This is a genomic window from Sorangium sp. So ce124 (assembly GCF_051525235.1).
In the GTDB taxonomy this organism is placed as follows: domain Bacteria; phylum Myxococcota_A; class Polyangia; order Polyangiales; family Polyangiaceae; genus Sorangium; species Sorangium atrum.
Genome location: NZ_CP150312.1, coordinates 3108783 through 3121617 on the forward strand (window position 1 = coordinate 3108783; position 12835 = coordinate 3121617).

Here is a 12835-nt window from a genome sequence, read left to right on the forward strand (position 1 = left end):
CGGTGGAGCACCCATCCGTGCGGCCCCACCTCCGGCGGGAGCTCGGAGCAAGCCCGAGCTCCTTCGAGCTGTCAAGCGCACCGGCGGTTCGGCAACCCAGACGCCTGGACGATGGCAGAGGCTGTGCTTCGATGCGGCGGGTCGCGAGGTGGCGGTCGCTGGCTGCGGCACCGGGCGGTCCGCCAGCTCAGACGTCCCCGGGTGCTGCAGGTTGAGGCGCTGAGGAACGTGATAGAAGTGCCTTGATGAGCGCATCGAGCCGTCGATCCGGGGCGGAGGAAGCCTCTCCGGAGGTTGTGCAGGCGGTGAGCACGAGCGAAGCCGCCGGGGAGATCGCGGCCGCAGGGGTGACCCTGGACGAGATCGTCGAGGGGACGGCGGCGGCGCTCCCGGAGCGGGACGCGCCGGCGATCGCCGCCGTGCCGACGTGCACGGCGCGCGTCGTATCGATCGAGGGCAAGACGCGGAGCGCCGTGATCCTCGCCCGCGGTGCAAAGGGGCCTGTCTCCGCCGAGATCGCGCCCGAGGTCGATCTCGAGGTGATCGAGGATGCCCGCGCGAACGGCGACGCCGTGCTCGTCGAGATCCGCGCGGGGGAGCAGCCGCAGGTCATCGCGGCGCTCAGGACGCGGCGGCCGCGTGAGCTCCGCCTTCACGCCGAGAAGATCTCTATCGAGGGAATGAAGGAGGTGCTGCTCCGCTCGGGCTTCGGCGCGCTCCGGATCCAGGAGAGCGGCGACATCGAGGTGATCGGCGGCAGAATCAACGCCGTGTCCCGGGGGCTCTTCCGTCTCGTGGGGCGGCTCGTGCGGTTGAACTAGAATCCGTCTCGTTCTGGACAAGCGCGCTCTCCCTCCGAGCACGCCCCGCCGCCCTGGGGGCGTCCCGCGGCTTCCGCCTGCGAGGCCCACCGGAGCGCCTCGGGCAGGACATCCGCGGCGGCGGCGAGCGCGTCGTCGCCGCCGATGCGCGCGATGAGGCGCGCGAGGTGGCCCACGCCGCCCCAGCGGCCCAGCGTCCACTTGAGCGTGTCCCCGCTTCCCGTGTTCCCGAGGCTGGTGGCGAACAGCCACGCGGCGTCTTCGAGCGACAGCCAGGGAGCGCAGTCCACAAGCCCTCCCAGCGCGTCCGGATCCGAGTCCTCGCGGTACGCCGCGACAGCGCGCGCGGCGAGGGACGGCCGCGACGCCTCTGGCGCGACGCGGCAGAGCGAGGTGAACGCTGCGATGCGGGCGTACTGCGACGTCTCGTCGCTCTCGTTCTCTGCGATCGAGAGCGCCGCCTCGAAGCCCAGCACCTGGATCGCCGCCGACGGCTGCTCGCGGACGAGCACCACCGGGACCCACTCCGGCTTGACGGTCGACACCATGCGGCGAGCGGCGTCGACGAGCGGGCCGCCGCCCGCGAGCGCGGCGGCCCGTAAGAGCGGCCGAGCGCTGTCGATGCCCTCGAAGCAGAGCCGCTCGATCGCCTCGAGGGCACGTGCAGGCTCACCGAGCGCCGCGAACCGCGCCGAAAGCGCCGGGCCCATGAAGTGCGACGCCTCGTCGAGCAACCTCACGAGCTCTGGCAAATCGAGATACGGTGCCAGCGCCTCGGCATATCCTTCGTAGTCGAGCCTCTCGCCTTCCACGTCGAGAAGATCGACGACCGCCTCGAACGATACCGAGATAGCGACGGCGCGTTCTTCAGGGGGCAAGCGCGGCAGGAGGGGTGCCAGCGCATTCGCCCGCGACCGCGGCGGCAGCGACATGGCCGCATGAAAGAGGGTGAGCGCGTGCTCACGGCGGAGCCCTCGCGCCCTCCCCGCGCAGCCGAGCGTGGATCCAGGGTTCGGGTTCGACCTCGCGCGCTCGATGACCTGCTGGAGGAGCACATCGGCCTCGGAAGCGGGCAGGAAGGCGGCGGCAGTGAGCCACACGTCGAAGTACCGGTCCGGCCCTTTCTCCCCGCGCCATGTCGCCGCGACCGCCCAGCGCGCGAAGGTCGCTGCGTCGTCGCCCGATGCGGCGCGTGCTGCTGTGAGAAGCGCCTGCGTGTCTTCCCATGCATCGCCGCGCCACGCCGCACCGGTCCGCCGCACGACGTCAAGCGCGCGCGCCGCGAGGCGCTCACGCAGCAGAGGAGAGGCATGCTCCGCGAGCCCGAAGAACGCGACGGCGAGCGCCCGCGCCGTGCCCTCCCATGGGGCTTCGATCGGGTGGCCGTCCCAGCACTCGTCTCTCTTTCTCCATGCGTCGTGCAGGGTCGCCAACGCACCTTGCGAGAGCGCCACGCGGACGAGTCGAGATATCGCGTCTGGCGACGCGCTGCCTGCGCCCGGGTCTTCGACGTGCGCGGCGAGCTTCTGCCGGACCCATCGCAAGTCCTCTCGGCGCGCGGCGAGGTCCTCGCGTGAGCATGGCCATGCCCAGCGCGGGTCGCAGAGCGCGAGGAGCTCGGCATCGGACGCTTTGGACGCGAGCAGATGCGCTCCGGCGTAACGGCGGAGATAGGCGCCGGCGCGGAGCTCCTGAGCGCTGCCGCTGGCGCGTGCGAGCACGATCTGTCGCGCCGCCGCTGCGAACCGTCGCTCGCAGGAGGCGGTTCGCTGCCCGTCGGCGGCTTCCCATGCGGCGCGCAGCGCCTCGTGACGAAAGCGAAGCGCGTCGCCCTCGCAGCGCTCAATCAGGGGATCGATGATCTCACCGTGGGCGTCGAGCCAGGCCGTGACATCGGTCTCCTCGACATCGAGGAGCTGCGCTGCGTCGGAGGTGCCGAGCGGCGCGAAGGCGTGAGCCAGGATCGACAGCAGGGCTTCGAGGCGGGAGGCGCTGCGCGCGCGCAGCGATGCGAGGAGTTCCTCGACATACGCGCGCGGTCCAGGGCCGTCGAGCGCTGCCCAGGCGAGCCGATCGCGCAGAGCCGGGGCAATTTCATGCAATCTGAATCCCTCTACGGCAATGTAGGCTACATTGTCATGACGAAAAGCCAGCCGCTCCGCCCACTGTTCGGCCATCTCTCGCGTGCCTGAGACCCCAACCAGCACGTGCACCGAAGGCCCCGGCTCGCCGAGGACGGAAGCGTCGGGATCGTCTGGCCAGTCGACACACGTGTCGAGCCCGAGCAGGGCGATGATGACGGGCGGTTTGCCATTCTCGGCATCCCAGCTAGCGATCCGGTTCAGGCGGCGTGCGCAGAGCTCGTCCACGTCATCGGTGAATGGTGCATCACCGGGCCACAGGCTGGCCGCGAGCTGCGCCAATACCTCCTGCTCGAACATCGTGCCAAAGACTCGTCCAGCCCGGACCACTACCTTCCGCGTGTCGGGCTCCGTAATGGACCTGAGAAACCGAGCAATGGTCGTAGTCTTCCCGGCGCCGGTAGGCCCGAACACGACACACGCCGCGGGAGAGCCCATTTTACACCATGCTCGAAGCGCTTCGAATGCTCCGTGCTGGCTCTGTCCAAAGAAAACTTCCTCCATCGCGCGCTCCTAGTTGCGAACACTATCTTTTCTTTCGGCGCCCTTGACGTCTTGGTCTATAGTGGCCGAATTGGCCGCGCTCCCCCTCTTCGCCGACGACCGCGTGGCCAATCCCGAGATCGGCGAACATTTGTTGGCAGAGGTCGCAAGGGTTGACGCGGTCGCCGTCTTTGTCCTGAAACGTTTCGATCGAGATGTTCGGGTTGTCAAACCGGGCTTTTAGCCTCCGGGTTGCCTCCGCTTGTCTTTCGTCTCTGGACATCGGGATGAACGGGTTCTTCTTCGTTCCCCGCTTCGCAGCGGCACCCTGTTCTTTGTCGATTTCATCGAGGATGTCGTTCTTCATGCGCTGTATCGCTTGCGTTTCAGCGCAATGCTTGCGGTGGTAGTCATGCGGGATGTGCCCCCCTTGGTTCGGGGTCTTGTTCGCGCCCTCCGTGACGTTGTACCCCTCGTACAGCACCGTCGCCGGCCGGGTGCTGTTGTCGACGATGCGCGAGTAGACGAGCCCGAGCAGGTCCCCGTAGTCGAGCGGGTTGTTCCTGGCGTAGGCGAACGTGTTGAGCCCGCCGAGCGGCCCCGCCGGATCAGGCGAGATGTACCGCCCCAGCGCCGGATCGTAGTACCGGTAGCGGTTGTAGTGGAGCCCGGTCTCCGCGTCGGCGTAGTGCCCCAGGAACCGCAGCGGCGTCGCCGCCCGCGCGCCGTCGCGCACCGCGGCGTCGCCCCACGCGGTCCTGGCGATCTCGGCGAGGACCTGGCCGTCGCCGCCGATGAGCCGCTCCGGGAAGCCGGCCAGGTCGTTGACGTAGTAGATCCACGCCCCCTCACGAGTCTCGCCGTCGCGCCGCACGATCTCCCGGTGCGCCAGCGGCTCGCCGCCGTCGTCGAAGCAGTACCGCCGCTCGAACCTCACCCCCTCGGCCTCGGTGATCTCGTGCAGCAGCGTGCTCCCGTGCCAGTAGAACCGCGTGCGCCGGAGCAGCGCCCACCGTCCATCCGCCCTTCGCCGGTAGACCTCCTTCTTGAGCCGCCGCGCGAACGCATCGTAGGTGCATTTGACCTTGCTCCCGTCGGGCAGGACCACCTCGGACAGCGTGCCCGCCTCCGCCCACTCGTAGGACGTGACGCGCTCGCCCGTCTCGGTCCGCGTGCGCCGCTCGGCGAGCCTGCCGAACTCGTCCCAGACGAGCGCCGTCGCGCCGTCGCGCACGAGCAGGCCGCCCGGGCCGTACGCGCGGCCCGCGCCGGTTCCGCTCGCGTCGTGGACGTTGCCCGCTGGGTCGTAGGCAAAGAGCTCGCCGCGTGCGCCCTCCGGCACGGCGGCGAGGAGCTGCCCGATCGCGTCGTGCTGGTAGCGGGTCCACCCGTACTGCGCGTCCCACATGCCCACGAGCTCGGACGAGGGGTTGTACTCCATGCGCTGATCGACGGTCGCCGCCGGCTCCCGCGCGCCCACCCATTCAGGCTCCCCCGGCCGCAACGGCCGCTCGAGCGCGGGCGAGGTGACGCACCGCTCGATCATCCTGCCGGCGACATCGTACCGCAGCAGCATGCGCCCGCCGCCTGACAGCGCGCGCTCGATCTCGCGCCCCGCGAGGTCGAGCCGCACCTGCATCTCCTCGGCCCCGTCGAGCCGCAGCGAGAAGCTGCGCCCCGCGTAGTCGCGGCGCCATTCCGCGGTGTGGCCGAGCGACGTCCGGAGGCGCACGGGAAGGCCGATGGCGTCGCGCTCGACGTGGACATCGAACACCTCGCCGTCGACGATCTGCCGCTCCTCGATGATCGCTCCCGCGGCGTCGCGCACGAATTCCACCCTCCCGGACGGCGTCTCGGCGGCCAGCACGTCGTCCCGGAAGTCGTGCTCGAACGTCTCCTCGGTCCCGTCGGCGCGCGTCCGGTTCACGACGCGCCCAAGGACGTCGCGTTCCAGGAAAATCTCGTGGCCGCCCGCGAACGCCACGCGCACGACGCGGCCGGCGAGGTCGTGGTCGTAGCTGATCTCGCGCCCGTCGAAGGTGCGCTCGCGCTCCTTCAAGCCGGTCGGCCCCAGCTCGAACGAATAGGTCTCGCCGCGCGCGTTGACGATGCGGACGAGCCGCTCCTTGCGGTCGTAGCGCAGGCGGACGGTGCTCCCATCGGGTAGCCGCGCCTCGGCGAGCGAGCCGGTGCCTCCCCGGACGAGGACCGTTCGCCGGCCGCTGGGGTCAATCTCCTCGATCACGTTGCCCAGCCCGTCCCGCTCGAACCGCCACACGAGCCCCCCCGGCTCCTCCACCGAGAGGAGCAGCCCATTGGTGCTGTGGCGGTAGCGGGTGACCGCGCCGGTCTCGTCGCGGAACGAGGTGCAGCGCCCCAGCTCGTCGAAGGTCGCTTGCCAGAGCACCACGCCGCGCTCGTCCGAGGCCTCGACGGCGTTGCCGTGGTCGTCGTAGCGGTAACGCCGGCCCCGCCCGTTCGGGGCGATCGTCTCGATGGGAAGCCCGCGCGTGTCGTAGCGCACCTCGAACAGCGCGCCCGTGGGATCCTTGATGAGGATCGCGTCCTTCAGATACTCGACGACCGTCTCGTTGCCGTCGGGATCGACGATCCGTGTGATGTCGCCATTCGGCAGGCGCTCGATGCACGTCTGCTGGCCGAGCGCATCGACGATGCGCGTCTCGTTGCCGAACAGGTCGCGTTCCCAGCGCGTGGTCGCGCCCATCGGGTCGGTGTACGAGGTCAGGTGCCCGCGTCGATCGTAGGTCCGGGCGAAGACGCGCCCGCTCATCACGGCCTTGTCGGCCTTGCCGTGCTCGTTGCCGACGTACCGGAACGTACACGCCGCATCGGCGACCTGGCTGAAGCCGTGAGGGCCGTACTCGACCTTGACGTGGTGGATGCCCTTGGCCTTGGTGCTCCGGTCCGCGAGGAGCTCGGGCAGATCGTCCGCGAGGCACGGGTCGGCGCCGCTCTCGGGCTCGCCCCACGACTCGATACCGCGACCCTCGTTGTCGTAGCGGAAGAAGAAGATCATGCCCGTCGGCAAGCGGTAGGAGACGAGCCGATGGTCGTCGTCGTAGGTGTACGCCGTCGCGTGGCCGTCCGCGTCGGTGACCTTCGCGAGGTTCCCCGCGGGGTCGTGCTCGTACGTCGCGAAGCGCACGACCCGTCCGGAGGCGCACACGACCTCGAGCGCGGCGATGCGCCCCTCGCGTGTCGTCACCACACGGATCGTGCGGCCCACGCAGTCGACGATGCGCGACAGCGATGCCCCGCTGTAGTGGAGCGTGATCCGGTTGCCGGCGCGATCCTCGACGGCCGCGAGGCGGAAGCGCCGGCGCGCCGGGTCGTCGAGGTCCGGCGCGAAGATCCGCCGCGTGCCGTCGGGCACGTCGAGCGCGAACCCTTCCTCGTGCCGGTGGAGCACCCATCCGTGCGGCCCCATCACCCCCGTGTCCCGCTCGACGACCCCGAAGGGCACGTCCAGACCGTCTTCGGTCCAGACGATCGCGCCGCCGCCGCGGCGCAGCTCCACCTCCCACGCGAACGTGTGCGTCCAGCCGTGGCCGAGGCCGATGTCTCGCTCGCGGCTCGTCGTGGAATAGGAACGCGCGATCTCGAGCGGCAGCGGCCCGCTCAGCTCGAGGTCGACGATGGGCGCGGTGAACACGCGGCCCGTGATCACGTCGATGGGGTCGCCGTGCGACGCCGCGCCGCTGTTCTTGCCGCCGTGGTGCTGCGGGCACCCGCCGCCATCCTTCCCCGGCGAGCCGCAAGCGCCCTTGCCGCCGCCGCCGGCGCCGCTGCCGCCGTTGCTCCCATCGGAGCCTTGGCCGTTCTTCGACCCGTTGCCGCCGCCCGCCCCGCTCCCGCCGCCAGCGCCCCCGCCGCCCATCACGAAGACGCCGGGGTTCATGCCGGGAATTGCAGGGATGTTGGGTACGGGGGCCGTGCGCGCCATGGGAGCACCTCCGGCGGGGATTCGAGCACGCTGTGGCTCCCGCGGATAGACACGCCCTCCGGGTCCGCCTCGGTGTCAACCGAGTCTCGCCCGCGTCCACAACCGGGATCGTGTCCACGGTTGCGTGCACGGGAGGCGAAGCTCGGTCGGCACCGATGCCCGCACCATCCGGACGCGCCCCCGGCTATCCGGACATGCCTCGCCGCCATCCGGACACGCCACCCGGCCATCCGGACACGCCGCCCGTCATCCGGACGTGCCTCGCCGCCATCCGGACACGCCGCCCGGCCATCCGGACACGCCCTCCGCCATCCGGACGCGCCCACCGCCATCCTGACACCGCAGCTCTACCCCACCGCACCGGATGTCCCCGGCCCGCATCCGGATCAGCCCCTTTCGTACTGGACATCTCCGCGAGCGAGCTCATCCTTGCTGCTTCGCGCCGCGCCGGAGAGGCGCGGGACGCAGGAGGAGGGAACAAGCAATCGCCATGGCAAAGCAGGGAAAGGACTACGATCGCTGGGTCAAGGCCGCCGCCGAGACGGGGCGGACCGACAACCCGCTGAAGGTGCCGTATGACGTCGCCGTGCGCGAGGCGGTCGCCGCCGCGGCGTTCGTGGAGAAGTACTGGGAGCCCGACGGCGATCGCCCCGGCCTCAAGCGGGTCAAGAACCGCCTGCCCGCGTCGACCAGCGAGGAGCTGCTCTCCATCGTTCACGCCGTGCAGGAGGCGCAGACGCGGCTGCTTCTCATCGTCGATCCCGCGGTCACCGATGTCGGAGAACGCGCCCGGTTCGTCGTCGATGAGCTCGAGTCGGCGCTCGAGTTCCTGCTGGACGACGACGTCGACGAGCCCGCCGACGCGCAGCTCGCGCGAATCAAGGAGTTCCACGCGCAGGACGGCCAGCGCTCGAGCGCCCTGTCCCAGGCGCTCCGCGATTACGCGGGGCTCGCGGAGGCGCTCAAGGACCGCTTGGTCGAGGCGGACGAGGAGTTCGACGTGCGCCTCATCGCCGAGGCCAGAAAGCTCGCGGAGGATCTGCAACGGCGAACGATGGAGACGGTCCCCGAAGGCGTTGCCACGGCCGCCGCGACGACGATCCGCAACCAGGTGCTGCACCTCATGGTGGACCGCGTTGCCGCCATCCGGAAGACTGCAGCGCACGTCTTCCGGCGCCACCCCGAGATCGTCCGTGAGGTCACGAGCGCCTACCAGCGGCGTCGGCGCGTGGCGGCGCGGCGCGAGAAGGCCCGCAAGGCCGCGGAAAGCAAGCCGGTCGAAGCAAAGCCGGGGGCGGTGCCTCCGCCCGCAACGCCCGCGACCCCGGCCGGCGCTCAGCCAGCGTAAGCCCGGCCATCCCCCGTCCGCGCCGCGCTTTCTTTCCGCATCTGCGGTGCGTCGGTCCTCCGTGACAACTTGACAACCACACCCGTTGGCCGGGCGCGGCTCCGTATCCATGCTCCCGCCCGCTTGCGCTCCGCCCGCGACCGGCGCAACCCTCGGGCTCATGCAGACCCGCGCGCGTCACCCGCCGCTCCCGCGCTCCACCGGGCCGATCCTGGCCGCCGTGGCCGCGGCCCTCTCTCTGTCCGGGCCGAAGCCCGCACCAGCAGCTCCGCCCGAGGCCACGTCCTCACCGCCGAAGGCTGCGCCAGCCGCAGCTCCGAAGGCTGCGCCAGCCGCGGCTCCGAAGGCCGCGCCAGCCGCGGCTCCGAAGGCCGCGCCAGCCGCGGCTCCGAAGGCCGCACCGGCCGCGGCCCCGGCGCCCGCGTCAACCGCCGCCCCGGCGTCCGCACCCACCGCGCCTCAGTCCGCGGCCTCGCAGGCGCCGAAGCTCGACATCCCGTTCACCAAGTACACCCTCAAGAACGGCCTCACCGTGATCCTCCACGAGGACCACGCGCTGCCGATGGTCGCCCTGAACCTCATGGTCAAGGTCGGCTCGCGGTTCGAGGAGCCGGGGCGCACCGGCTTCGCGCACCTGTTCGAGCACCTCATGTTCATGGGCACCCACCGCGTCCCCACGAAGCAGTTCGACGCGTGGATGGAGGCCGAGGGCGGCTGGAACAACGCGTGGACCAGCGAGGACCGGACCGACTACCACGAGGTGGCGCCGGCCCACACGCTGCCGCTCCTGCTCTGGCTCGAGGCCGATCGGTTCTCGTCGCTCGCGGACAGCATGGACCTCCCGAAGCTCAACGCGCAGCGCGACGTCGTGCGGAACGAGCGCCGCCAGACGAGCGAGAACGAGCCCTACGGCAAGGTCGATCTCCTCATGCCCTCGCTGATGTACCCGGAGGGACACCCCTACCACCACCCCGTGATCGGCTCGCACGAGGACCTCCAGGCCGCGACCGTCGACGACGTCACGACGTTCTTCCGGCGGTGGTACGTGCCGAACAACGTCTCCCTCGTCGTGGCCGGCGACTTCGACGCGCAGAAGACGCGCGATCTCATCGAGCGGTTCTTCGGCGGCATCCCGGAGCGGCCCGTCCCCGCGGCGACGACGCCCGCGCCGGTGAAGCTGAGCGGCGTCGTGCGGAAGACGATCGAGGACAACGTGAACCTCCCCAAGGTGGTCATGGCCTGGCACAGCCCCCCGCAGTACGCGCCGGGCGACGCCGATCTCGACCTCCTCGCCACGGCGCTCGAGCAGGGGAAGGCGAGCCGCCTCTACAAGGCCCTCGTCTACGACAAGCAGCTCGCCCAGGAGGTGAGCGCCGTGCAGCACTCCGGCGATCTCGGCTCGACGTTCACCGTCGAGGCGATCGCGCGGCCAGGCGTGCCGCTCGAGAAGGTCGAGGCCGCCATCGACGCGGAGCTCGCCAAGGTGCGGGACGCGAAGCTGAGCCGCGAGGAGCTCGACCGGGCCAAGAACCAGTACGAGACCGCCTTCGTGACGGCGCTCGAGTCGGTCGCCGGCCGGGCCTCGATGCTCAACCGGTACGAGACGTCGAAGGGCCAGCCCGGGTTCGTGGAGCAGGATCTGAAGCGCTACCGCGACGCGACCGCGGAGTCGCTGCAGGCGTACGCGAAGAGCACCCTGGATCCCGAGGCCCGGGTGATCCTGCGGGTCGTGCCGAAGGGCAGCGAAGAGGCGAAGAAGGCGGTGACGAAATGAGAGCGACACACGCAGGCGCGATGATCGCGCTGGTCGCCGCGGTCCTCGGCTGCGAGCCGAGGACGCCGGCGCAGTCCGCTGCCCGGGCGGAGGCGCCGCGTCCGAGCGCCCCGCCGGCGGCCGCGAAGCCCGCGGACCCGCTCGGCCCCAAGCCGGAGCTGCCGAAGCCGCAGCCGTTCACGCCGCCGGCGCCGGTGGTGCTCGACGGTCCGAACGGCTCGAAGGTGTGGCTGCTCGAGCGCCACACGCTGCCGATCGTGTCCGTGGCCATCTCCGTCGCGTCGGGCGCGGCGGACGATCCGAAGGGCGCGGCGGGGCTCGCGCACATCACCGCGGACATGCTCGACGAGGGCGCGGGGACGCGGAGCGCGGTGGAGCTGTCCAGCGCGATCAACGACCTCGGCGCGACGCTCTCGGTCGGGGCGCGCGCCGACGGCAGCGTCGCGACGCTCTCCGTGCTGAAGAAGAACTTCGACAAGGCGTTCTCGCTGCTCGCCGACGTGGTCGCGCGCCCGCGGTTCGAGGCGAAGGAGTGGAAGCGCGTCAGCGAGCTCTGGCAGAACGACCTGAGGAAGCGCGGCGACGACGCGACGCGGGTCTCGGGGCTGGTCTCGATGGCCGCGCTCCACGGGCCGGGCACGCCGTACGGGCACCCCGTCGACGGCCTGGTCGCGGACGCGAAGTCGATCGGCCTCCCGGCCGTGAAGGCGTTCTACAAGGCGGCGTGGCGCCCGGACCGCGCGGTGATCACCGTGGTCGGCGACATCACCCGGGACGAGCTGCAGCAGGCGCTCTCGCGCGATCTCGGGGCGTGGTCGGCGAAGGGCGCCACGGCGGGCGCCGCGCCGGCCGCGAAGGGCGCCACGGCGGGCGCCGCGCCGGCCACGAAGGGCGCCACGGCGAGCGCCGCGCCGGCAGCGCAGGGCGCGGCGGCCGCCGCGCCGGCCTGGAAGCCGCCGCGGCTTGTGCTCGTGGACCGCCCGGGGGCGCCGCAGTCGGTGATCGCGGCCGTGCGGGAGGGGGTCGCCGCGAGCGATCCTCGGCGGCCGCTGCTCCAGCTCGTCAACTCCGCGCTCGGCGGCTCGTTCACGTCGCGCTTGAACCAGAACCTGCGCGAGGATCACGGCTGGTCCTACGGCGCCGGCTCGGCGTTCACAGAGACGAGGCTGCCGGGCGCGTTCGTGGCGCGGGCCTCGGTCGTCACCGAGGCGACCGGACCCGCCCTGAAGGAGATGCTCGCCGAGCTCGCCAAGATGGCCGACTCCGGGCTGACCCGTGACGAGCTGGCGAAGGTGCAGGCGCAGGACCGCGCGGATCTCGTCTCCGCCTACGAGACCGTGAACCGCACCGCGCAGCGCCTCGGGACGCTGGCGCGGCTCGAGCTGCCGGAGACGTTCGACGGCGACGCGAGCAAGGCGCGGCAGGGCGCGACGCTGGCGACCCTTGCGGAGCTCGCGAGGGCCGTGGATCCGAAGGGGGCGACCGTCGTGGTCGTGGGACCGCGGCAGGAGATCCTGCCGCAGCTCCAGGCGATCGGCCTCGGTGAACCGGAGGCGTGGGACGTCGAGGGGCAGCCGATCCAGCCGAAGAAATAGCCCCGGGCGGCGCGCGTCCTCGCCGGGCGCTCCTCCCGCCGCGCGGGCAGCGGGAGGAGCGTCAGGATCGCGCCGTCAGGGCGCGGTCGGCTTGAAGTCGATCGGGTTGCTGGGCGCGCCCTCGTGCAGGACGCCGTCGCCGAACCAGTAGACGAAGCGGGGCTCCGGCGCCCCGTCGAGGTGGGCCTCCAGCCGGACGACGGCGCCCGGGGTGGTGGCAAACGTCATCGCGTCGATGTCCGAGCCGGTCTCGGCGTGGAAATACGCGACGCCGATGTCCACGAGGCGCGTCTCGTCCGTCTTTTCGATCTCGATCCCCGCGAGGTCGATGAGCTCGGACGACGTGTCGACCGAGGCATAGAGATCGAAGCTGCAGACGACCTTGGAGGTGTTGGTGTCGCAGGTCGTCCAGAGCGTCCACGTCCCGCCCGCCGTGTACTCGACGAAGATGCCGACGCCCTCGCCCGGCTCGGTGCTCAGGGTGGCGTCCGTGTCGACGGCGACGCGCCGCACGTCGTCCGCGGGCGGCGGGGGAACGCTGCCGTCGTCGCCGTCGTCCCAGTCATCGTGGACGTGATGGCCATCGTGGTCGCCGTCCTCGTCGACGATGATGCAACCGGCCGAGGCGAGGGGCGCGGCGACGAGAAGGAACGACCACAGCCCCAGTGAACGACGCTTCACAAAGTCAGCGGAAAGAGTCATCGGATCT

At 71.0% G+C, this 12835-nt stretch carries 7 protein-coding genes; 4 read left to right on the forward strand and 3 right to left on the reverse strand.

The features are described 5' to 3' along the window. Positions 1-305: 305 nt before the first annotated feature. Complete coding sequence (locus WMF19_RS11915; protein WP_437899190.1) at positions 306-821, forward strand: hypothetical protein; 516 nt, start codon at positions 306-308, stop codon at positions 819-821. Here WMF19_RS11915 and WMF19_RS11920 read toward each other — a convergent pair. Together WMF19_RS11920 and WMF19_RS11925 are read right to left on the reverse strand one after the other, a co-directional pair. Continuing rightward, a complete protein-coding gene (locus tag WMF19_RS11920; protein ID WP_437899191.1) occupies positions 818-3262 on the reverse strand; it encodes a hypothetical protein in 2445 nt (814 codons plus the stop codon). The two genes, WMF19_RS11915 and WMF19_RS11920, sit on opposite strands and share 4 nt — an antisense overlap. 226 nt (positions 3263-3488) lie before the next feature. Continuing rightward, entirely contained in the window at positions 3489-7409 is a 3921-nt protein-coding gene (locus WMF19_RS11925) for an RHS repeat-associated core domain-containing protein (protein ID WP_437899192.1), read from the reverse strand. A gap of 490 nt (positions 7410-7899) precedes the next feature. Between WMF19_RS11925 and WMF19_RS11930 the strand changes: the two genes are divergently transcribed. From WMF19_RS11930 to WMF19_RS11940, 3 genes are all read left to right on the forward strand, one after another. Then, positions 7900-8757 carry a hypothetical protein gene (locus WMF19_RS11930; protein WP_437899193.1) on the forward strand — a complete coding sequence of 286 codons (858 nt, stop codon included), beginning with the start codon at positions 7900-7902 and terminating at the stop codon, positions 8755-8757. 160 nt (positions 8758-8917) lie between these two features. Further along, complete coding sequence (locus WMF19_RS11935; RefSeq protein ID WP_437899194.1) at positions 8918-10531, forward strand: M16 family metallopeptidase; 1614 nt, start codon at positions 8918-8920, stop codon at positions 10529-10531. After that, on the forward strand, positions 10528-12126 hold the full coding sequence (locus WMF19_RS11940) for a M16 family metallopeptidase (RefSeq protein WP_437899195.1): 1599 nt from the start codon (positions 10528-10530) through the stop codon (positions 12124-12126). The genes WMF19_RS11935 and WMF19_RS11940 overlap by 4 nt, the downstream gene beginning before the upstream one ends. Positions 12127-12201: 75 nt before the next feature. Here the strand turns inward: WMF19_RS11940 and WMF19_RS11945 are convergent, their stop codons facing one another. Further along, positions 12202-12828: a hypothetical protein gene (locus WMF19_RS11945; RefSeq protein WP_272101757.1), complete on the reverse strand. Its 627-nt coding sequence runs from the start codon at positions 12826-12828 to the stop codon at positions 12202-12204. Positions 12829-12835 lie beyond the last annotated feature (7 nt).

Bases quoted from the DNA above. Each gene is read 5' to 3' on its own strand.
- WMF19_RS11920 (WP_437899191.1), bottom strand. From the start codon at position 3,262: ATGTTCGAGCAGGAGGTATTGGCGCAGCTCGCGGCCAGCCTGTGGCCC.
- WMF19_RS11925 (WP_437899192.1), bottom strand. From the start codon at position 7,409: ATGGCGCGCACGGCCCCCGTACCCAACATCCCTGCAATTCCCGGCATG.
- WMF19_RS11935 (WP_437899194.1), top strand. From the start codon at position 8,918: ATGCAGACCCGCGCGCGTCACCCGCCGCTCCCGCGCTCCACCGGGCCG.
- WMF19_RS11930 (WP_437899193.1), top strand. From the start codon at position 7,900: ATGGCAAAGCAGGGAAAGGACTACGATCGCTGGGTCAAGGCCGCCGCC.
- WMF19_RS11945 (WP_272101757.1), bottom strand. From the start codon at position 12,828: ATGACTCTTTCCGCTGACTTTGTGAAGCGTCGTTCACTGGGGCTGTGG.
- WMF19_RS11940 (WP_437899195.1), top strand. From the start codon at position 10,528: ATGAGAGCGACACACGCAGGCGCGATGATCGCGCTGGTCGCCGCGGTC.